Origin of the sequence: Calidithermus terrae (genome assembly GCF_003574345.1) — a bacterium.
Lineage (GTDB): Bacteria > Deinococcota > Deinococci > Deinococcales > Thermaceae > Calidithermus > Calidithermus chliarophilus.
In genome coordinates this window covers 1-20,482 of sequence record NZ_QXDL01000054.1, presented here as the reverse complement: position 1 = coordinate 20,482, position 20,482 = coordinate 1, and the positions used below count along the sequence as shown (strand labels likewise).

At 69.2% G+C, this 20,482-nt stretch carries 21 protein-coding genes, 2 tRNA genes and 1 pseudogene; 13 read left to right on the top strand and 11 right to left on the bottom strand.

Annotation, left to right across the window (positions count from 1 at the left end):
- The 3 genes and pseudogenes from Mterra_RS22250 to Mterra_RS08230 form a co-directional block, all read left to right on the top strand.
- Positions 1–704, top strand: a pseudogene (locus Mterra_RS22250) (hypothetical protein); the annotation flags it as partial.
- A gap of 49 nt (positions 705–753) precedes the next feature.
- Positions 754–1,347 (top strand): hypothetical protein, encoded by a 594-nt coding sequence (locus Mterra_RS08235; protein WP_119314757.1) that lies wholly within the window; start codon positions 754–756, stop codon positions 1,345–1,347.
- Between the two features lie 92 nt (positions 1,348–1,439).
- Positions 1,440–2,060, top strand: coding sequence for a hypothetical protein (locus tag Mterra_RS08230; protein ID WP_119314756.1), 621 nt, complete (start codon positions 1,440–1,442; stop codon positions 2,058–2,060).
- A 205-nt stretch (positions 2,061–2,265) separates the two neighbouring features.
- On the opposite strand, the gene rimM is transcribed toward Mterra_RS08230, so the two are convergent.
- The 4 genes from rimM to ffh all read right to left on the bottom strand — a co-directional run bounded on the left by rimM (position 2,266) and on the right by ffh (position 4,644).
- Entirely contained in the window at positions 2,266–2,736 is a 471-nt protein-coding gene (gene rimM, locus Mterra_RS08225) for a ribosome maturation factor RimM (protein WP_119314755.1), read from the bottom strand.
- Positions 2,737–2,745: 9 nt separating this feature from the next.
- Complete coding sequence (locus Mterra_RS08220; RefSeq protein ID WP_119314754.1) at positions 2,746–2,964, bottom strand: KH domain-containing protein; 219 nt, start codon at positions 2,962–2,964, stop codon at positions 2,746–2,748.
- An 81-nt stretch (positions 2,965–3,045) separates the two neighbouring features.
- The gene (gene rpsP / locus Mterra_RS08215; protein ID WP_119314753.1) at positions 3,046–3,288 is read right to left on the bottom strand and encodes a 30S ribosomal protein S16; all 243 of its coding nucleotides are present in this window, start codon (positions 3,286–3,288) and stop codon (positions 3,046–3,048) included.
- A gap of 60 nt (positions 3,289–3,348) precedes the next feature.
- A complete protein-coding gene (gene ffh, locus Mterra_RS08210) occupies positions 3,349–4,644 on the bottom strand; it encodes a signal recognition particle protein (protein WP_119314752.1) in 1,296 nt (431 codons plus the stop codon).
- Between the two features lie 374 nt (positions 4,645–5,018).
- Between ffh and Mterra_RS08205 the strand changes: the two genes are divergently transcribed.
- The 8 genes from Mterra_RS08205 to Mterra_RS08170 all read left to right on the top strand — a co-directional run bounded on the left by Mterra_RS08205 (position 5,019) and on the right by Mterra_RS08170 (position 12,808).
- Complete coding sequence (locus Mterra_RS08205) at positions 5,019–5,567, top strand: DUF305 domain-containing protein (RefSeq protein WP_119314751.1); 549 nt, start codon at positions 5,019–5,021, stop codon at positions 5,565–5,567.
- A gap of 273 nt (positions 5,568–5,840) precedes the next feature.
- Entirely contained in the window at positions 5,841–7,202 is a 1,362-nt protein-coding gene (gene mgtE / locus Mterra_RS08200; RefSeq protein WP_119314750.1) for a magnesium transporter, read from the top strand.
- Positions 7,199–7,609, top strand: a complete 411-nt coding sequence (locus tag Mterra_RS08195) for a hypothetical protein (RefSeq protein ID WP_119314749.1) — start codon at positions 7,199–7,201, stop codon at positions 7,607–7,609. The genes mgtE and Mterra_RS08195 overlap by 4 nt, the downstream gene beginning before the upstream one ends.
- A gap of 496 nt (positions 7,610–8,105) precedes the next feature.
- Positions 8,106–9,905: an ABC transporter ATP-binding protein gene (locus Mterra_RS08190; protein WP_119314748.1), complete on the top strand. Its 1,800-nt coding sequence runs from the start codon at positions 8,106–8,108 to the stop codon at positions 9,903–9,905.
- Between the two features lie 112 nt (positions 9,906–10,017).
- Entirely contained in the window at positions 10,018–11,790 is a 1,773-nt protein-coding gene (locus Mterra_RS08185; protein ID WP_119314747.1) for an ABC transporter ATP-binding protein, read from the top strand.
- 90 nt (positions 11,791–11,880) lie between these two features.
- Positions 11,881–11,957 (top strand) — tRNA-Met (locus Mterra_RS08180).
- Positions 11,958–12,066: 109 nt separating this feature from the next.
- A tRNA-Met gene (locus tag Mterra_RS08175) sits at positions 12,067–12,143 on the top strand.
- 224 nt (positions 12,144–12,367) lie between these two features.
- Positions 12,368–12,808 (top strand): hypothetical protein, encoded by a 441-nt coding sequence (locus Mterra_RS08170; RefSeq protein ID WP_119314746.1) that lies wholly within the window; start codon positions 12,368–12,370, stop codon positions 12,806–12,808.
- Between the two features lie 95 nt (positions 12,809–12,903).
- On the opposite strand, the gene Mterra_RS08165 is transcribed toward Mterra_RS08170, so the two are convergent.
- Entirely contained in the window at positions 12,904–13,146 is a 243-nt protein-coding gene (locus Mterra_RS08165) for a hypothetical protein (protein WP_147372608.1), read from the bottom strand.
- Between the two features lie 247 nt (positions 13,147–13,393).
- Between Mterra_RS08165 and Mterra_RS08160 the strand changes: the two genes are divergently transcribed.
- The gene (locus Mterra_RS08160; RefSeq protein WP_119314744.1) at positions 13,394–13,579 is read left to right on the top strand and encodes a hypothetical protein; all 186 of its coding nucleotides are present in this window, start codon (positions 13,394–13,396) and stop codon (positions 13,577–13,579) included.
- On the opposite strand, the gene Mterra_RS08155 is transcribed toward Mterra_RS08160, so the two are convergent.
- The 6 genes from Mterra_RS08155 to Mterra_RS08130 all read right to left on the bottom strand — a co-directional run bounded on the left by Mterra_RS08155 (position 13,576) and on the right by Mterra_RS08130 (position 19,531).
- The gene (locus tag Mterra_RS08155; protein WP_245971569.1) at positions 13,576–14,490 is read right to left on the bottom strand and encodes a phosphodiester glycosidase family protein; all 915 of its coding nucleotides are present in this window, start codon (positions 14,488–14,490) and stop codon (positions 13,576–13,578) included. The two genes, Mterra_RS08160 and Mterra_RS08155, sit on opposite strands and share 4 nt — an antisense overlap.
- A gap of 120 nt (positions 14,491–14,610) precedes the next feature.
- Positions 14,611–15,201, bottom strand: coding sequence for a 3'-5' exonuclease (locus Mterra_RS08150; RefSeq protein ID WP_119314742.1), 591 nt, complete (start codon positions 15,199–15,201; stop codon positions 14,611–14,613).
- A 3-nt stretch (positions 15,202–15,204) separates the two neighbouring features.
- On the bottom strand, positions 15,205–17,031 hold the full coding sequence (locus tag Mterra_RS08145) for a putative nucleotidyltransferase substrate binding domain-containing protein (protein ID WP_119314759.1): 1,827 nt from the start codon (positions 17,029–17,031) through the stop codon (positions 15,205–15,207).
- A gap of 12 nt (positions 17,032–17,043) precedes the next feature.
- Positions 17,044–17,451 carry a hypothetical protein gene (locus Mterra_RS08140; RefSeq protein ID WP_119314741.1) on the bottom strand — a complete coding sequence of 136 codons (408 nt, stop codon included), beginning with the start codon at positions 17,449–17,451 and terminating at the stop codon, positions 17,044–17,046.
- Positions 17,452–17,526: 75 nt separating this feature from the next.
- The gene (locus Mterra_RS08135) at positions 17,527–19,266 is read right to left on the bottom strand and encodes a sodium:solute symporter family protein (RefSeq protein WP_119314740.1); all 1,740 of its coding nucleotides are present in this window, start codon (positions 19,264–19,266) and stop codon (positions 17,527–17,529) included.
- A gap of 10 nt (positions 19,267–19,276) precedes the next feature.
- Positions 19,277–19,531 carry a DUF4212 domain-containing protein gene (locus tag Mterra_RS08130; protein WP_027894307.1) on the bottom strand — a complete coding sequence of 85 codons (255 nt, stop codon included), beginning with the start codon at positions 19,529–19,531 and terminating at the stop codon, positions 19,277–19,279.
- A gap of 258 nt (positions 19,532–19,789) precedes the next feature.
- Between Mterra_RS08130 and Mterra_RS08125 the strand changes: the two genes are divergently transcribed.
- Positions 19,790–20,482 (top strand): VLRF1 family aeRF1-type release factor (locus tag Mterra_RS08125; RefSeq protein WP_147372607.1); only part of this gene is annotated, 693 nt, incomplete at its 3' end.

Sequence of the window (20,482 nt, the reverse complement as noted above, 5' to 3'; positions counted from 1 at the left end):
ACCCCCTGGCCGGCGCCGCCCGCCGGGCGTTGGCGCAGGAGGGCCGGCTCGAGGTGCGGCTCGAGGCGCTCCTGCTGCGCCCCGACGGCCCCGACGCCCGGCCCTTCCGCGCCGGGGAGGTGGTCTTTCCCCGGGTGCGGCTCTCGGGCAGCCCCTACCTGAGCCAGCAGCCCCTCTCGGTGCGGCTGCTCGACGCGCAGGGCAAGGCGCTGGGCCAGGGCAGCAAGAAGGTGGCCTTCGGGGCCATGACCAGCGAGCTCGAGGAACTCGCCCCCGGGGTCCGGCTGCCCGCCCAGGGCCGCTACACGCTCGAGGTGCGCTACGGCGAGGCCGTGGCCCGCCAGGCCCTGGAGGTATTGCCCCCCAGCCTGGCCCGCCAGCTCTACGTGCTGGGCCTGGAGCCGCGCGGCCTCGGCGGGATGCCGCTGCTCGAGACCGCCGAGCTGCTGGGCCCGGAGGGCGATGGGCTGCTGCTGGAGAAGCTCGAGGCCGAGTTCAAGGCCGCCGCGCCCATGGCCGCCGTCAACGCCCGCCTCGCGCAGCCGCTGCGGGCCGGGCCTTACGCGGGCCAGAGCGTCGCCGAGTTGCTGCGCAAGGCCGAGCGGAGGGTGCTCGAGGCCTTCGTGCGTGCCGCCGTGCAGGACCCCCAACTGCTGGGCGAGAACGACGTGGTCAACGCCTTCGTGAACTGGGTCCAGCGCTGAACCCCGGAAAGCTCCCCAAAACCTTACACTGCGAATACACTGCCCTACGATGCGCCTCATCGGCCTGCTGTTCCTGCTCTGCCTCGCCGTGTTCGTCTACTTCCGCGACGCGGCGGCCCAGCCCATCGCCCGGCCCCCCGGCGTGCTGTGCCCGCTGGCGCCGTTCCAGAGCGCCCAGAACCTTCCCGCAGCCTTCGAGCACGAGGGCTACCGCCTGCAGCCCGTGGCCCGCTTCGCCCTCGAGGCCCGCGTCCTGGGCAAGCGCCTCTACGGCACCGACCCCGGCGCCAGGCTCGCCCCCGTTGACCTCGCGCTGGGCTGGGGCCGCATGTCCGACAGCCGGGTGCTGGAGAAGGTCTCCATAAGCCAGGGCAACCGCTTCTACTTCTGGTACACCCCCGACCCGCCCATCCCCCTGCAGGAGATCGTGGTCAGCAGCGCCAACATGCACATGATCCCCGCCACGCCCGAGCTCGAGCAGCGCCTGAAGCGGCTCAAGAGCGGCAACATCGTGCGCCTGCAGGGCTACTTGGTCAACGTCAGCGGCCCCGGCGGCTTCTTCTGGAACTCCTCCCTCACCCGCGACGACACCGGCAACGGCGCCTGCGAGCTGGTGTGGGTCGAGGAGCTGGCGGTGCGCTGAAGCCCCGGTCCCTTCACCGGGCGCTGAAGTAACGACGGTAACGGTCAAATTGCCACGGCCCGCTGCGCGGAGGGCCTAAGCTCTAGAGCAAGATGCAGAGCACCCTCACCAAGCAACGCGATCAACTCCGGGAAGCGGTCATCCTCAAGGACGAAGGCCTGCGGCTGCAGCGCGACATGGCCGAGATGGGCCGGGTCCAGCGCGAACTCGCCGACCAGCTCGCCCAGGGCAAGCCCCCGGACGTCGCCGTCCTCGAGAGGCTGCGCCAGAACGCCAGCAGCTTCGAGGCCTGGTGGGACAAGGTGCGGCAATTGCTGGGGCACGACGACCTCGAGAAGAACCTCCCCAAAGCCCTCGAGGCCCTCGAGGCCTACCGGCAGCGGCTGGAGGAGGCCGCGACCTGCGAGGTGGCGCTGGGCATCCTCGAGCGGGTGAGCGCCATCGTCCACCACGGCCACGAGGAGATGCCCACCCTCACCCAGCTCCAGATGGACGTGCTCGACCTGGTGCGCAGCATCACCCAGAACCCCGCCGTCACCCCCACCGTGCAGTCCCTGGCCGCGGGCACCCACCCCTACGTGCGCTTGGTCCACTTCCTGCAACCGCAGGACATGAGCGACGAGGAGTGGGAGCAGACCTACCAGAGCCTCCACCAGTCGCTCGGGCGCGAGATCGCGGTGGCGGCGGCGCGGGGGCGGCTGCAACTGGTGTGATGCCGGCTTCACAAAGATACTCTTCAAATCCGTCAGGGGTAAATCTTCGTGAAGCCCAGGGCACTCCCTTCGGCCGGGGTGGATAGCCTCCCATCGGGAGGCCATCCACCCGAACCTGGTGTGAGCGGTCAGCCGTGAGCGGAAAGCCAGCGTTGGGTAGGGGCACCCCGCGCGGGTGCCCCTACTGCCCGGCCGGCTGTTCCCGCTAGTCGAGCAACCCGGGGATCGGCTCGACCTCGATCCGGCTCGCGCTGGCCTTGACGTAGGGGGCTTGCAGGGGGATCAGGTGGCGCTTGGTGCCCGCCTGCACCACCAGCACGTCCTGGGCCCCGGCGTCGTCCACGTCCACCACCTCGCCGACGGGCTCGCCGTTGACGAGCACCGGCAGGCCGATGAGCTGGAAGTAGTAGAACTGCCCCTCCTCGAGCTCGGGCAACTCCTCGGGGTCGGCCAGCACGGCCCGCCCGGCCAGGGCGCGCGCGGCTTCCACCGTGCCGACCCCGGCGAGCTCGAGCACCAATTCCTCGCCCAGGTAGTACGCCTCCTCGACGGCCCGGTAGCCGATCCCCTCGATGTAGACGCGCTCGAGGCCGGCCACCAGGGGTTCGCCGCGGAACTTGACGGCCCCGCCCAGCCCGTAGGCCGAGCCGAGCCGCCCGACTTGCACGCGCTTCATGGCCGGCCTCTAACGCACCTCGACCGAAACACGCCCCTTGGCGTAAGAGCGCACGATGGTGCGGACGCTCTCGATGACCCGCCCCTGCCGCCCGATCAGGCGGCCCTTGTCGGCGGGGGCGGTCTCGACGTAGTACACCGGCCCCTCGCGCCCGCGCCGCTCCTCGACGCGCACCGCCTGGGGCTGATCCACCACGGCCTTGGCGAGGTATTCCACGAGATCCTTCATGGGAAAAAGCTTATAGCAAATAGCCGATAGCTAATAGCCATCTCAGGCCATCGGCTACCGGCTACCGGCTGACCGACGTGCTTACAGCACCCCGGCCTGCTTGAACAGCTTGCGCACGGTCTCGGTGGGCTGGGCGCCCACGCCGAGCCAGTACTTCGCGCGTTCGCCGTCAACCTTGAGCCAGTCGGGGGTGGTCTTGCGGGGGTCGTAGTAGCCCACGCGCTCGAGGTAGGCGCCGTCGCGCTTGTTGCGGCTGTCGGTCACGATGATGCGGTAGTGGGGGTTCTTCTTCGAGCCGAAACGGGAAAGGCGGATCTTGGTCATCGCGTCACTCCTTCAGAACTGAGATATTCACTGCCTTAAAGGCGTATCTCCTGGGTCAAGCTAGCGCCGGAACAGGCCCCGGCCCTTGGTCTTGTGCATGGTCTTCATCATGGCCTTCATGTCGTCGAAGGTCTTGATGAGGCGGTTGACTTCCTGAACGCTGGTGCCCGAGCCGGCGGCGATGCGCTTGCGGCGGGAGGCGTTGAGGATCTTGGGGTCGCGGCGCTCGCGCGGGGTCATCGAGAGCACGATGGCCTCGAGGCGGTTGAGCGCCTTGTCGTCGACCTGGAAGCCCGCGGGCAGCATCCGCGACATGCCGGGGATCATCTTGAGGATGTCGCCGAAGCTGCCCATCTTGCGGATCTGGCGCATCTGGGTGATGACGTCCTCGAGCGTGATCTCGCCGGGGGCCTTGACGGGGCCTTCGATCTCGGCCGCGCGGGCCTTCTCCAGCAGGGTCTGGAGGTCGCCCATGCCCAGGATGCGCTGGGCCAGGCGGTCGGGGTAGAAGGGCTCGAGGCCGTCGAGCTTCTCCGAGACGCCCGCGAAGTAGATGGGCTTCTGCGTGACGTGCCTTGCCGAGAGCGCCGCCCCGCCGCGCGCGTCGCCGTCGAGCTTGGTGAGGATCAGGCCCGTCACCCCGATGCGCTCGTCGAAGGTCTTGGAGACGCCCAGCGCCTCCTGGCCGGTCATGCTGTCCACGACCAGCAGCGTCTCGCTGGGGCCCACCGCCGCCTTCAGGCGGGCGAGCTCGTTCATCAGGTTCTCGTCGATCTGCAGGCGGCCCGCCGTGTCCACGATCACCAGGTCGCGGTAGTCGAAGGTGAGGTGCTGGCGCAGGCGCTGGGCGGTGGTCTCGGGGCGTTCGCCGTCGGCGACCTCGAGCACCGGCACCCCCACCTTCTCGGCCAGGATCTTGAGCTGGTCGCGCGCGGCGGGGCGCTGGGTGTCGGCGGCCACGAGCAGCGGGCGGCGCCCCTTGCCCTTGTAGAACTGGGCCAGCTTGGCCGCGTGGGTGGTCTTGCCCGCGCCCTGCAGGCCCACCAGAAACCACACGTTGCCCTCGTTCTTCAGCAGCGGCTGCTTGGCCTCGCCCCCCAGCACCTCCGTGAGCTCCTCGTAGACGACGGTGAGGATCTGCTCGGCGGGGGTGAGGCTCTCGAGCACCTGCTGCCCGAGGGCCTTCTCCTGGATCTTGGCGACGAAATCCTTAGCCACCTCGAAGTTCACGTCGGCCTCGAGGAGGCTCATGCGGATCTCGCGCAGGGTGGCCTTGAGGTCGGCCTCGCTGATACGACCCCGCCCGCGCAGCTTGTCCACTGCGTCGCGGATGCGGCGGCTTAGCGTCTCAAACATGCTTTTCGGCTCCCCCAGACCTCAAAAAATCACTCAAGCCTTTTTTGCGATCAAAAGGCCTCTTTCTCGAGGCCGCCCGCTAGGGTAGCAGCACGAGCTTGAGCGTGTCAATATCAAGTTTGAAGCCGGCAAGGGCAGGGGGATCGGGGGATAGGGGGCCTGTGGCTCGTGGCTCACCCCTCCCCGCCGGCGGGGAGGGTTTATCCCCCCTGGCCCCCCTTGCTAAGGGGGGGACAAGGCATCCTGCGTTTCGCGTTTGGCGTCTTGCGTTTTGCGTCTTGCGTACGACGTACGACGTACGACGCAGCACGTACGACCCGCGCCTAGCGTTCGGCTATCAGCGCCGGACAGAGCTACAATACCCCTAGAACGCTATGCGCCTCCTGGCCCCGCTCCTCACCCTGGCCCTCGCCTTGGGCACCGCACTCGGCTGCGGCTTCACCAACTCGCAGATCTGGCTCGCCATGCGCGAGGCCAGCGACCCGAGCTTCGACCGGGTCTACCTCTCGATGCTGGTGCCGCACTACGCCTCCATGCACAAGCTGGGGGAGGAGTACCTCCCGTACGCCAAAGACCCCGCCATGAAGCGCTGGGTCGAGGGGATGATGGCCGACCGCAAGGCGCGGCTCGAGGAGATCAACCGCCTGCTGAAGAACCTCGGCGGGGATAAGCCCGTGACCAAGGAGATCATGCAGATCGAGATGGACGCCGACCTCGACCAGCTCAGCCTCGACCTCGGCAAGCCCGGCGTGCGCGACACCTTCGCCAACGTGATCTCCACCAACCTCGCCACCAGCGTCAACCTCTCGCAGATCGCGCTGCAACGCTCGAAGAACCGGGCGGTGCTCGAGCTCGCCCGGCGCGTCCGCGACGGCGAGACCAAGCGGGCCGAACAACTGCAGCTGGTGATGCTGGGCCGCTGAGCCCGCCGCTCAAAAACGGTTGCCTCTGCCCGCCTCCGGTGCTACCCTATCGGAGGCTCTAAGCCCCTTCGGGACCGCCGGCACAGGGTCGGAGGCCCGGAGGTCTCAGGAGGCACCGTGGAAGATTACAGCGACAGTCGAAGGTTTAGCCCGGTGCGCTCTGTGCTTTTGAGCCGCCGCTAACCCCTCGACAATCCCGTACTTCACGGCTGCTTCCTTCCAAGGCCGCGCTGCCGCGTTCGCGCGCGACACGGGCACAGAAGGAGGTGGCAAATGTACGATACCGAGCGCCTTGAAGCGATCCAGGCTCTCCAGAACGCCCTCGCCGAGAGCGATGCGGTGGCGGTGAAGGCGGCTTTGCAGGAGCTCGACGCCCCGCAGATCATCGACAACTGGGGCGAGTTCGCCCCCGAGCACCACCTGGTCATCCTCACGCTGCTGCCCGCGAGCGAGGCGGCCGAGGTCTTCAGCCACCTCGAGGAGGACGAGCAGACCGCGCTGCTCGAGGCCCTCCCGCGCTGGCGGGTGAAGGAACTGCTGGGCGAGCTCTACCTCGACGACCTCACCGACACCCTGCAGGCGGTCGAGGAGGAAGACCCCGAGCTCGCCGAGGAGATCAAGGCCCAGCTCGACCCCGAGACCCGCGCCGAGGTCGAGGAGCTCTCGGAGTACGAGGAGGACGAGGCCGGCGGCCTGATGACCTCCGAGTACATCGCCCTGCGCGACTCGATGAGCGTGGAGGAGGTGCTGCGCTTTTTGCGCCGCGCCGCCCCCGACGCCGAGCAGGTGTACTACCTCTACGTCGTTGACGCGGCGGAGCGGCTGGAGGGCGTGGTGAGCCTGCGCGACCTGATCGTGGCCGACCCCAAGACCCGCGTGCGCGAGATCATGAACCCCGACGTCAAGTACGTGCGCACCGACACCGACCAGGAAGTCGTCGCCCGCATGATGGCCGACTACAACTTCCAGGCCCTGCCGGTGGTGGACGAGAACGGGGTGCTCTCGGGGATCATCACCATCGACGACGTGGTGGACGTCATCGAGGAGGAGGCCACCGAGGACATCTACCGCCTGGGCGCGGTGGAGGCGCCCGAGCTCGTCTACAGCCGCTCGACGGTGTGGGAGCTGTGGAGCGCGCGGGTGCGCTGGCTGGTGGTGCTGATCGTGGGCGGGATGTTCTCCAGCACCATCCTCGAGGGCTTCGAGGCCACGCTGAGCGCGGTCACGGCCCTCACCTTCTACCTCACCATCCTGCTGGGGGCCGGGGGCAACACCGGCAACCAGTCCTCCACGCTCATCGTGCGCGCGCTCGCCACGGGCGACGTGCGGGGCCGCGACTGGTGGCGCATCCTCTTCAAGGAGCTGGGCGTGGGGCTGCTGCTGGGCCTCACCCTGGCGGCGGTGCTGGCGGTGAAGGTGGTGGCCGACGGGCACGCCGAGATCCTGCCGGTGCTGGCGCTCTCGCTCGCCACCCTCATGACCGTGACCAACATCGTGGGGGCGCTGCTGCCCATCGGCATCAAGAAGCTCGGGCTCGACCCCGCGCTCATCTCCAACCCCCTCATCGCCACGCTGAGCGACCTCACCGGCCTGCTGATCTACCTGAGCGTGGCCCGTATGCTGTTGCAGATATGAAGCTCCGGATGGTGGTCGAGTGGACCATCGGCACCCGCGAACGCTACGACTGGAAGGAAGGGGCGCTGGTGCCCCGCCGGCCCTGGCCCGAGGCCTGGGAACTCCCCCCGGTCAACTACGGCTGCATCCCCGGCTACTTCAACCCCGCCGACCGGGTCGAGCTCGACGCGATCTGGTGCGACCCGGCCCCGGTGGCGGCGGGGGAGTGGCTCGAGGGCGAGGTGCTGGGCATGGTCTGGGTCGGCGACTGCGACCACAAGATCCTGCTGGGACGGCCCGGCGACTTGGAGAAGCTCGACCGGGCGGGCCTCGAGGCTTGGTTCGTGGGGCGCGAGGCCCGCATTGCCCCGGCCGAGGAGGCGCTCGAGTTCATTGCGGGGTTGCGGCGGGACGGTGGGCGGGGTTGAGCGGGTCGGGTCGTGCTGAGGGTCGAACGCCGATAGCCGATGGTCGTACGTCGTACGCGAAACGCCAAACGCAAGACGCAATACGCCAAACGCGAAACGCACGTCTTACGTCGTACGTCGTACGCAAAACGCAAGACGCCCTTTCTTCACCCCCCTTAGCAAGGGGGGCTGGGGGGATATTTCCCTCCCCGCCCTCGGGAGGGAAGAGGAGGGGCGAACCACGGGACACTAGCTGATGGCTGAGGGCTGAACGCTGAAAGCTGTCCGGGATTGACGGAACAGCGTGCGTTACGCTATATTCATAAGGCTGTAGTGCATTAGGCCGGAGGGCTACCTGCTCGCTTGGGGCGGGCGCAGCAGAGCCGTTCGGGTGCTGTGAGTCGGTTTAGGCGACCGGAAGCCAGGATCATCGTCATCCCCGCGAACGGGGACCGAGTTGGACGCGGCCGGGCTGGAGCCGGGCTGTGCGTTCGGCCGGCTTATCACGCGAGGTTTCATGGAGCCCGTATCGCAGCGGTTGTCGGCCGGCAGGCCTCGAGAAGGCAACCTCTACCTCCGCTTCCTGGGGCACTACCTTGCGCCTTACCGGGGCAAGGTGCTGGTGCTGGCCCTGAGCCTGTTCGCGGCCTCGGGGCTGCAGCTTTACACCCCCCAGCTCGTGCGGCAGTTCATCGACCAGGCCACGGCGGGGGGGACGCTCGAGGTGCTCGTGGGCATCGCCATCGTCTACCTGGTGCTGGCGGTGGGGCGCCAGTTGCTCGCCGCGCTCTCGACCTACCTCTCCGCCGACGTGGGCTGGAGCAGCACCAACCAGCTCCGCGCCGACCTCTTCGGCCATACCCTGCGCCTGGACCTGGCCTACCACAAGGAGCGCACCCCCGGCGAGCTCATCGAGCGCATCGACGGCGACGTGACCAGCATCGCCAACTTCTTCTCGCAGTTTCTGGTGCAGGTCACGGGCGCGGTGCTCCTGATGGGCGGCATCCTGGTGGTGCTGTGGCTGGAGGACTGGCGGGTGGGGCTGGTGCTGAGCGTCTTCACCCTCGCCGTCACCTACGTCCTCTTCGCCCGCCGTGAGGTGGCGGTGCCCGCGACGCGGGCCGAGCGCGAGGCCAGCGCCCAGGTCTTCGGCTTCGTCGAGGAGCGGCTGGCGGGGCTCGACGACATCCGGGCCAACGGGGCCGGGCGCTACACCCTGCGCCGCTTCCTCGAGGTCCAGCGCGAGCTCTACGCCCGGGGCACCCACGCCTGGTGGATGCGCGGCACCTTCTGGCTGCTCTTCGGCTCGCTGTTCTCGCTGGGTAATCTGCTGGCGCTGGGCATGGGCATCGGGCTCTACCTCGACGGCAGCATCAGCCTGGGCACGGTCTACCTGTTCTTCAACTACGTCCTCATGCTCGAGGCCCCCGTCGAGCAGATCACCCAGCAGTTGCAGGAGTTCCAGCGGGCCGCCGCCGGGATGCGGCGGGTGAGCGAGATGCTCCAGACCGCGCCCCAGGTGCGTGACGGCAGCCGTAGCCTGCCCCAGCGCCGCGCCCACGCGGTGGAGTTCCGCGGCGTGCGCTTCGCCTACGAGGACCAGAACGTGCTCAAGGGCCTGAGCTTCCGCCTCGAGCCCGGCCAGACCCTGGGCCTCCTGGGCCGCACCGGCAGCGGCAAGACCACCCTCATCCGCCTGCTCTTCCGGCTCTACGACGCCACCGAGGGCCAGGTCCTGCTCGACGGCATCGACCTGCGCGACACCCGGCTCGACGAGCTGCGCCAGCGGGTGGGGCTGGTGACGCAGGACGTGCAGCTCTTCCACGGCACCGTGCGCGACAACCTCACCTTCTTCGACCCCGCCGTGCCCGACGGCGCCATCCGGCGCGTCCTGGGCGATCTGGGGCTGGGGGAGTGGCTCGAGGGCCTGCCCAACGGCCTCGACACCGTGCTGCGCTCGGGCGGGGCGGGGCTCTCGGCCGGGGAGTCGCAACTGCTGGCCTTCGCCCGGGTCTTCCTCAAGGACCCCGGCCTGGTCATCCTCGACGAGCCCTCCAGCCGCCTCGACCCCGCCACCGAGCGCCTGCTGACCCGCGCCATCGACCGGCTGCTCGAGGGGCGCACCGGCATCATCATCGCCCACCGCCTCGAGACCGTCGAGCGCGTGGACAAGATCATGGTGCTCTCGCAGGGGGAGATCCTCGAGTTCGGCGACCGCGCCGAGCTCGCCGCCGACCCCGGCTCGCGCTACCACGCCATGCTGCGCCTGAGCAGCGAGGCCGGGCTGGACGAGCAGATGGAGCGGTTGGGGGTATGAGGATGCCGAACGCCCAACGCCAAACGCCCTACGCCGCGCGCATGCCGGGAGAGACGCCCATCAGGGTCTTCGCCCTGGGCAGCCGTACGGGTCGCACTTACCGGGGTGAACCATGACCGCCCAACCCCTCACCACCTGGCAGTACCTCTTCCGCCTGATCGCCTGGCGGCGGGGGCAGTTCCTGTGGAACTTCGCCCTGTGGGGCCTGTTCCACATGATCCCCATCGCCAACGGCCTGCTCATCAAGTGGATCTTCGACGCGCTGTCGGGCGGCGTCGAGGCGGGCTGGAACCCCTGGACGCTGCTGGCCGTCCTGGCCGTGGCCTACGGGTCGCGGCAGGTGTCCTTCGTCTTCGCCATCCGGGCGTGGGCCAGCTACTACCACTACCTGGGCTCCTTCCTGCGGCACAACCTCATCGAGTACCTGCTCACGGCGCGGGGCTCGAGGGTGCTGCCCGAGTCGCCCTCCGAGGCGGTGAGCCGCTTCCGCGACGACGTTGACGACGTGGTGCGCTACGTGGAGAACTACGTCGACGCCGGGGGCTTCGTGCTCTACGGCCTCTCGGGGATCGTGCTGCTGTTCGCCGTCGACCCCGCCATCGCGGCGGTGGTCTGCACGCCCATGTTCGCCATGACGCTGCTCATGCGGCGGCTCTCGCCCACCATCCGCACCTACCGCCGCCGCATGCGCGAGGCCACGGCGCGGGTCACCGACTTCATCGGGGAGTCCTTCGGCGCGGTGCAGGCGGTCAAGGTGGCGGGGCAGGAGGCCAGCATGACCGCGCACTTCGCCGCGCTGGGCCACGAGCGCCGCAAGCGGGCGCTGGCCGACGTGCTGCTCACCGAGATGATCAAGAGCGTCAACACCAACCTGGTCAACGTCGGGGTGGGGGTGGTGCTGGTGATGGCGGCGGCCAAGCTCAAGGCCGGGACCTTCACCGTGGGCGACCTGGCGCTGTTCATCCAGCTCCTGCCGCGCGTGACCAACGTGCTGACCTTCGTGGGCGACATGATGGCCCAACACCGCCGCACCAAGGTCGCCACCGACCGCATGGAGCACCTGCTCGTGGACGCGCCGCCCGGGGCCGCCGTCGAGCCCAAGCCGCTGCCCCTCGAGGGCCCCCTGCCCCCCCTGAGCACGGTGGCGCCCGGCTACCGCCCGCTGCAGCGCCTGGAGGTGCGAGACCTCAGCTTCCGCTACCCCAGCTCCGGCAACGGCATCGAGGGCGTGAGCTTCGCGCTCGAGCGGGGCGACTTCGTGGTGATCACCGGCCGCATCGGGGCGGGGAAGACCACCCTGCTGCGCGTGCTCCAGGGGCTCTTGCCCAAGGACTCGGGCGAGATCTTGTGGAACGGCGAGCCGGTGGAGGACCCCGCCAGCTTCTTCATCCCGCCGCACTCGAGCTACACCGCCCAGGTGCCCCGCCTCTTCAGCGAGACCCTGCGCGACAACGTGCTGCTGGGGGAGGACAAGGCGCACGAGCTCGAGCGCTCCGTGGACCTGGCGGTGATGCGCCCCGACGTCAACGCGCTCGAGAACGGCCTCGACACCCTGGTGGGCAACCGCGGCGTCAAGCTCTCGGGCGGCCAGGTGCAGCGCGCCAGCGCTGCCCGCATGTTCACCCGCGCCGCCGACCTCCTCATCTTCGACGACCTCTCCTCGGCCCTCGACGTCGCCACCGAGCGCCAGCTCTGGGAGGGCCTCTTCCACGACCGCGAGGCGACCTGCCTGGTGGTGAGCCACCGCCGGGTGGCCCTGCGCCGCGCGACCCACATCGTGGTGCTGAAGGAGGGCCGCGTCGAGGCCCAGGGAACGCTGGCCGAACTGCTCGAGAAAAGCCCCGAGATGCGCAAGCTCTGGGACGACGAGAACGAGCCCGACTGAGCGAACCGGGTCTGCCTTGACGCTTTGCCCCTTTGCGGCTATATTGGAGTTTGCGGCTTCGGAGGCCAAGCCCTCCGGCCCGCAGACCGGCGCGGGGTGGAGCAGTCTGGTAGCTCGTCGGGCTCATAACCCGAAGGTCATAGGTTCAAATCCTATCCCCGCAACCAGCACGCGAGGCGCAGGGCACCCCCCTGCGCCTTCGCCTTTCGCCCCGGCTTGACCACTTCCGCCCCACACGCTAAACTCTTTACGTTGTGCGCTAGGCACACAAAGCTCGGCTGTGTAGCTCAGCTGGTTAGAGCGAACGACTCATAATCGTTAGGTCGGCGGTTCAAGTCCGCCCACAGCCACCAAGAGAGGAGGGCAGCCAAGGCTGCCCTGATCGTTTTAATCGCTCACGCGCCGGGGTCTTGCTGAGCAAAGAACAGCCGCCAGGGCTGTCCTTGAAAGCCGGACGTTCGAAAACCGCCGTTACTTGGGGTCACATGGCCGCGAACGCTTAACCCAACCTTCAAAGTCGGCGGGGCAGCCTGCCAGGGCCTCCACCTGCCCGCGTTCGAGGGCTTATAAAGGGTCCATGAAAGCCACCCTTGGTTGGCTGGTCGCGGTGGTGTCGCTGATGGTGTCGCCGGTCTTGGCCGAGTCGAGCCCCTGCCTCTCGCAGAAGACCGAGGGCATCTTCAACGGCGTGGTGATGATGAGCAAGCCCGCTTGGCTGGTGCGGGAGTGCGGGCGAACCGAGGGGCAGATCCTTTCGCAGATCAAGCTGTGGGTCAAGGGCAACGGGCGCAACGCCTACTCCGACGAGTCGTACCGCTCGAGCAACCCCAAAGGGGGCGAGATCGTGCTGCAGGCCCTCGAGGCCGCCCGCTGGAGCCGCTTCTCCGAGCACGTCGTGCGGGCGGGGGGCGTGGTGGCGACGGTGCGCCACTATAAGCACGAGAAGTTCGGGTTCCTGGCCTTCGGCGTGACCCGGGCGGGGGGCGAGCTCTTCCTGACTTTCGTGCGCTACCGCTGAAGAGCGGGGGCAAGCGAAAAGCAGACCGCCTTAGGCGGTCTGCTTTGGCGGTGGTTCCTAACCCCTAGGGCGCCACGTAGGGGCCGGGCTTTACCTCAGGCCTTGACGGCGAACTTGAGGAAGAAGCGCTCGATGTGCCGGATGGGCTCCTCGATGGTCTCCGTGGCCTCGGCGATCCACTTCGGGTTCTCGAAGTGCATCGCGAACAGCACCATCCCCCGGAAGTCCCGCAGGGCCTCGTTGATCAGGCGGCGGATGCGGGGAGTCGCCCGGGGGTGGGCTAGGGCCAGGGCCGCGAGTTGCTCCAGGTCTTCCATTCGTGACTTGAGTTCGTGCATGGCTGCTCCCTTGAACCGGCTGGGGCAATGAGGGTGCAAGGAGGGCGGGTCCGATCCGGTTGGCATGATGTTAGCGGACTTGGGGGACGGGTTTGGGTCATATATCACCAGAGGCTTTAACGATGGGAAAGGCTTTTCTCATCTCTTTCGCGTAAAAGGTTGCGCTTTGGAGGGAGGAAATCCTTACCCCCTTCGGGTGTCCCCCTGACGCCGGGTCTGGCCGAAGATGGGACGCGGAGGCCAGCTTATGGAACACGAACGCGCCGACCGTCCCCCGTCCACAGGCACCCGCAAACCGGAAGCCGGGCCCGACCAGGCCAAGGAGAGTGAGGGCAGCCAGGGCGCGCCGGAAGAGCTCGAGCGCCGCGAGAGCGAGGAGCTCAACCCCGACGACCTCGAGCGCGGGGAGGGCAAGGGGACCCCTGAGGCTTAGCTGCGGTTGACGGCGGGTTGGGGCTTGGGCAGCAGGAAGATCCCGATGCCGAAGGCCAGCTTGCGGGAAGGCGAGACCAGCAGGCGCTGCTGCCAGACGAGGCCGGTGCTCGAGCCCCCGTCGAGCAGCAGGGCTTCCTTAGCGCCCAGCCGGGCCATGACCTTGGCGGTCTCGGAGAGGGTGAGGGCCTGGCGGGTGCTGACGAAGATCAGGAAGCGCTCGTTGACCAGCCCCACCACGCTGCGGCGGGCCCGGCCCCAGATGGCCGGGTCGCTGTAGCCCTCCGAGCGCGGCCACACCACCACGCGGCCGTCGCGCAGCACGTAGGGGCCGCTGGCGATGACGGTCTCGTAGCCGCGCCAGGGCTCGAGGCGGTTGTGGATGCGCGCGCGGTTGTCGGAGGTGATGGAGAGGGCCGTGGGGATGCGGCCCCGCGAGAGCTGCTGCCCGGCTACCACCAGGTCGCCGGCGAGCGAGAAGGTGCGGGGGTGGAAGTAGCCGCCGTTGATGGCCGCCACCAGCCGGGGCTGGTTGGCCAGGGCGAGCAACGGGGCCCCCGAGCGCCCCAGCCCGCCCTGCGGCAGCAGCGCCCTCACGCGCACCTGCGGGTGGGCCAGGTTGACCTGCACCGCCGTGACGGGCACGCCCAGCACCGGCCCGTTGATGAGCCGCACGGCGAAGCTGGGGGGCGGCGTGGCGACCCACAGCTTCTGACCCTTGAAGATCACGTTGCTCTTGAGGCTGTTCCAGCGCTTGAGCTGCGCCTGGCCGATCTTGTGCCGTTTAGCGATCCCCCAGAGCGTATCCCCCCGTTGCACCACGTAGATCTTGCGCGCCTGCGCCTGGGCAGACCCGAAGAGCACGACAAGAGCCACCAGCCACCACAACCACCCTCGAGCGTTCTGTGCCATCTGCACGGTAAGTCTAGGGTAGCGCGGCGCGGGGATGCTGAGAGGTAATTACAACCACTTCATGAAGCTTGAACTCATGAGTTAACCGAAGCTCAAGGGCCGGGCGTGCCCTGCCGGGGCTCAGAGCAGGTGCCGCAGGGTCTTCGCGCCCAGCCGCGCCCGCAGCAGCAGGAACAGCTCGGCCGTGGCGAGCGCGTCGTAGAGGGCGTGGTGCTCGAGGTGCGGCGGCAGGCCGAAGTGGGCGCGGGCCTCGGCCAGGCCCGCGGGGAGCGGGCGGGCGTGGGGCTCAAGCTGCCGCTGGCGGTGCTGGAGCCGGGCGATGAGGCCCGCGGTGTCCAGCACCCGCGGCCGGGGCCACGGGCGGCCGAGCCGGCGGTAGGCCCGCCGGAGGAAGCCCAGGTCCAGCGGGGCGTGGTGCAGCAGCAGGACGCCCTCGCCCAGGCGGGGGTGGAGGGCCTCGAGCACCTCGGGCAGGGGAGGGGCGGCCTCGAGCTCGGCGGGGACGATGTGGTGGGCCCGGATGCCCTCCTGCGAGAGCGGCAGGCCCGCCTGGGGCCGCACCAGGCTGTAGAAGCGCTCGCCGTAGCGGATGACCCCCTGGCGGACGGGCACCATGCCCACCGAGAGGATCTGGTCGGCGGGGGAGAGGCCGCTGGTCTCGAGGTCGAGCGCCCAGTAGGTCGGGGTGTCCCAGGCGGTCGAGCTCAGCACTCCCTACCCCAGGCGGTCGGTCTGGAAGCGCTGGCTGAGGGCTTCTTGCATCTCCCGGATCTCCACGAAGGCCTCCTTGAGGTGGCGGCGCTCGAGCGCGGAGAGGGCCTCGAGGGGGACCTTGTGGCCGGGGGTTTCCCCGCGCCGCAGGGCGCCGAGCTGTTCGCGCAGGCGCAGGCGCGCGAGGAAGTTGAAGGCCTCCGACAGCGTCTCGGCGCCCTCCGCGCTCAGCTTGCCCGCGCGGGCGGCGGCCTCGAGCCGCTCGAGCGTGCCCCTCGCGGTGCTGCGGGCCTCGAGGGCGTACACCCGGGCCAAGCTCACCACCGGGGCGATGCCGCCCTTCTTGAGGTCCACGCCCCCTTCCTCCTCGCGGATGCGGCGGAAGAGGCCCAGCGGCGGGCGGAACTGGAGGGCGGCGCGGGCGAGGTGGGCCAGGAACAGGCCGTTCTCCCCGCTGCGGGCGACGAGCTGCTCGAGGCCCTGCAGCGAGAGGCCGCCGTGGACCGGGCGGAAGTCGAAGAAGATCTGGGCCTCGAGGAGTTCGGGGGGGTTGGGCTGTTCGACCCAGCGGCGGAAAAGCGCCTCCCACTCGGCCAGGGGCTTGTGCCAGCGGGTCGCCATGTAGCCCCCGGGGCAGGGGGGGAAGCCCGCCTGCAGCAGCCCCTGCACCACGAACTCGGCCAGCCGGGCGAAGTAGGGCCGGGCTTCGGGGAGGTCGTCTCGGTAGGCCAGGGCGTTGTCCTGGTCGGTGAGGAGCGCCTGCTCCATGCGGCCCTCGCTGCCGAAGACGACCCAGGCGTAGGGGGTGGGGGGCGGGCCCAGCTCGGCCTCGGCGAGCTCGAGCAGCACCCGCACGAGCTGGTCGTTGAGGCTGCTGACGCTGCGCCCGATCTCGCGCGCGCCCAGCCCGCCGGCCAGCAGGGCCTCGGCCACCCCGGTGAGCTCCTCGCGGTAGCCGCGCAGGTCGGCGGGGTCGCGGGTGCGCTCGAGGCGGCGCAGCAGGTAGAGCGGGCTGCGGGCCTGCTGCCGCAGGAAGACGGTGTCGGTCACCACGCCAACCACCTTGCCCCCGTCCTCCAGCGGCAGGTGGTGGATGCCCTGGCGCACCATGAACGACAGCGCCTCGAAGAGGGGCACGCTGGCGGGGAGGGTCTTGACCGGGGTGCTCATCACCTGGGTGACGGGGGTGTCGGGCCCCAGGCCCTCGGCCAGCACCCGGTTGCGCAGGTCGCGGTCGGTGAGGATGCCCAGGGTGCGGGCGTGGGCGAGGGAGTCGGTCACCAGCACCGAGCTGATGCCGTTCTCGCGCATCAGCCGCGCGGCCTGCTGCACGGTGGCCCCCGAGTCCACGAACACCGGGCCGCGCTGGAGGATTTCCCCCACCGGCAGGCTCAGGTCCAGGTTGACGGGGTTCAGGGCGGGCGCCACGCCCTGCGAGGCCAGCCGCAGCCGCTCGGCCAGCCCCTGGTTGAAGAACTGGGCGAAGGCCGGGTAGGCCGTCAGGGCGGCGAAGACCTTGGCACCCCAGCCGTAGACGAGCAGGTCCTCCTCGGCCACGACGTCGAAGGCCGGGGCGTCCTTGGAGAGCAGCGAGGGGTAGCCGAAGCAGTCGCCCTCCTCCAGCGCCAGCACCTCGCGCCCCTCGCGCAGCAGGCGCACCGAGCCTTTGCGGATGAGGTAGAGGTGATCGCTGGGCGGGCCGTCGCGCGCGAGGACCCGCGTCCCCTTGGGGAAGAACTGGATCTCCAGGCCGCGCTCCACCGCCGCGAGCGCCTCCTGGGGGAGGGTATCGAAGGGCGGGGTCTGCCGGACGAACTCGAGCGGGTTCAAGCGCACCCCTGCTCAGGCTTTGGGCTTCTTCCCCTCCGCCGGCAGGCGCACGACGAAGCTCGAGGCCAGCCACGCGGCCAGCGCGAAGACCAGGAAGAGCGCCTGCTCGGCCGCCGGCCCCTGCAGCACGAGCTGCAGCGCCATCCCCAGCCCCAGCGCCGGGATGGACAGCAGCAGCGTGCGCACCACCCGCTCCCAGCCGCGGGCCGGGGGCAGCGGCCAGAACCAGGCGAAGGCCACCCCCAGCCCGCTGCCCAGCAGCACGGCCAGCAGCAGGTGGAGCATCTGGAGGGGGGTGGGCACCGCGAAGCCGAGGACCGGGCTGCCCAGCAGGTAGAACAGCCCCACCCCCAGGTAGACCCCCACCACCCGCCGCAGCAGGTGGGGGAGGCCGAGGGCGGCGGTTTTGACCGGTTGCATGGCTTTAGGATAAGTCGCCATTCTCCTCCGACGGGAGGTCCCCCCTGGGCCCAGGGGGGACCGGCCCGAGGGCCTCTAGTCGTGGGCGGTCGCCGCGCCGGCGCCGCGGGGGATGCGCAGGTCCTCCACCATGTGCTGCACGTCCTCCGGCGGGGCCGCGGTGGCGCGGGAGACGGCCCAGGCCACGACGAAGTTGAGCACCATCCCCACCGTGCCGATGCCCTCGGCGCTGATGCCGAACCAGTTGGGCAGGGCCGGGGCCGGCTGCCCGAAGAGCACGTCCGACTTCATCAGCAGGATCATGACGGTGGTGAAGATCAGCCCCGTCAGCATCCCGGCCACGGCGCCCTGGCTGTTCATGCGCTTGTCGAAGATGCCCAGCACGATGATGGGGAAGAAAGAACTCGCCGCCAGGCCGAAGGCGAAGGCCACCACCTGCGCCACGAAGCCCGGCGGGTTGACCCCGAAGTAGGCCGCGATCACCACCGCCACGCCGATCATGACGCGCCCCACCAGCAGCCGCTGGGCCTCCGTGGCGCCGGGGTTGACGAGGCGGTAGTAGATGTCGTGGGCCACCGAACTGCTCACCACCAGCAGCAGCCCCGAGGCCGTGGACATCGCCGCCGCCAGGCCGCCCGCCGCCACCAGCGCGATGATCCAGGGGGCCAGCCCCGCCACCTCGGGGGTGGAGAGCACGATGATGTCGTTGTCGAAGTAGACCTCGTTGCGGCTGGCGGGGTTGGGGCTGGTGAAGTCGGGGCGACCGCTCTTGAGGTTGAAGGCCCGCCCCGGCGCGAAGGTGATGCGGCCGTCGCCGTCCTTGTCGGTGAACTGCAACAGGCGGGTCTTCTCCCACTTGGCGACCCAGGGGATGGCCCGGACCTCCTCGAGGCTCTTGCCGTTCAAGGTCTGGATCAGGTTGTAGCGGGCGAAGGAGGCCAGCGCGGGGGCGGTGGTGTAGAGCAGCGCGATGAACAGCAGCGCCCAGCCCGCCGAAACGCGGGCGTCGCGCACGTTGGGCACGGTGTAGAAGCGCACGATGATGTGCGGCAGCCCGGCGGTGCCCACCATCAGCGCCATGGTGATGCAGAAGACGTCGATCATGGGCCGGGTGCTGGCGGTGTAGGCGGCGAAGCCCAGGTCCTGGTGGATCTGGTTGAGCTTGGGCATCAGGTCGCTGAAGGTGAAGCCCGCCTGCGGGAGGGGGTTGCCGGTGAGCACGCTCGAGATGGCGACGGCCGGGATCAAGTAGGCGATGATCAGCACCGCGTACTGCGCCACCTGGGTGTAGGTCACGCCCTTCATCCCGCCGATGATGGCGAAGAAGCCCACCACCGCCACCCCGATGATCACGCCGGTGGCGATGTCCACCCCCACGAAGCGGCTGAACACGATGCCCACGCCCCGCACCTGGCCGGCCACGTACACGAAGGAGATGAAGATGGCGGCGACGGCCGCGATGAGCCGGGCGGTCTGGGAGTAGTAGCGGTCGCCCACGAAGTCGGGGACGGTGTACTTGCCGAACTTGCGCAGGTAAGGCGCTAGCAGCAGCGCCAGCAGCACGTAGCCTCCGGTCCAGCCCATCAGGTAGACCGCGCCGTCGTAGCCCAGCGTGGAGATCAGGCCGGCCATGGAGATGAAGCTGGCCGCCGACATCCAGTCGGCCGCGGTGGCGGCGCCGTTGGCGATGGGGTGCACGCCGCGCCCGGCCACGTAGAAGCCCTGCGTGTCGCGCACCCGCGCCCAGTAGCCGATGTAGATGTACACGGCGAAGGTGATGCCGACGATGATGTAGGTCCAGGTCTCGACCGACATGCCCCACCCCTCATTCGTGGACGTCGAACTCCTCGTCCACCCGCTGCATCCGCGCGGCGTAGACGAAGATCAGGATCACGAAGACGTAGATCGAGCCCTGCTGGGCGAACCAGAAGCCCAGCGGCAGACCCCCGAGCCGGATGCCGTTGAGGGCCGGGGCCAACAGGATCCCGAAGACGTACGAGACCAGCGCCCAGATCGCCAGGAGGCTGACGATGAGGCTGAGGTTGGCCCGCCAATACGCTGCTGCCTTGCTTTTATCCATCCGAGAACCCTCCTTAGACCGCAGCACGATGGATGCGCGACGCTGAGTTGTCGATCTTGGGGCGAACTTTAGCACTCGCCCTCCAGGAGGGCAAGTTTTCGGGGCTTTTCAGTCATATGCGAAAATCGGAAAATCCTCGAGGCGCGAGGGGCCGAGAGCGGGGCCGCTCCTGGACGGCGCCGGACGTCCCTGGGCCAGGAGGCTGGCTCAGCCGGGGTTCAACTGCGGTTGTTAGGGTGCGAAGGCGAGGAGGTCGGAATGCTGAGTCAAGAGAACATCCGCCGCATTCAGGAAGCCATCGCCGCGCATCCTGCCCCCGTGCTCTCGCTGTACGTTGACATCAACCCGGCCAACCCCGGCAACTCCGGCAAGGCCTACCTGATTCGCGCCAAGGAGGCGGCCCGGGCGCTCGAGGTGCCGGGCAAGGTGCTCGATCAGGCCCTGGGCGCCATGGAGCGCCTGCCCGAGGGCCGCCTGCGGGCGGTGTTCGCCGGGGAGGACTGGCTCGAGGCCTACGACCTGCAGACCGAACTGCCCCTGCCGGGCGGGGTCGAGGCCCGCTGGGGCGAGCCCTACCTCACGCCCTTGATGTACGCCCTCGACGAGTACGAGCGCTACGCGGTGGTGCTCGTCGATCAGGAGAAGTGGCGGCTCTTCGAGGTGCACATGGGCAAGATCGAAGAGCTCGAGGGCGCCTTCCGCGCCGTCGCCACCAACGAGTGGCGCGAGCTGGGGGAGGACGCCACGGCCGCCGGGGGCCGCAGCGCCGGGCCGGGGGCGGTGGGGCACGTGGGCCGCGCCGTCGGCGGCAGCGGCAAGGACAACTTCAACGAGCGCATGGGCGAGTGGACCGAGCGCTTCTTCAAGGAGATGGCCCAGCACCTCGTCGAGGCCATGAGGACCCGGGGCATCGAGCAGCTCATCCTCATGGGCCCCGACCCCGAGACCAAG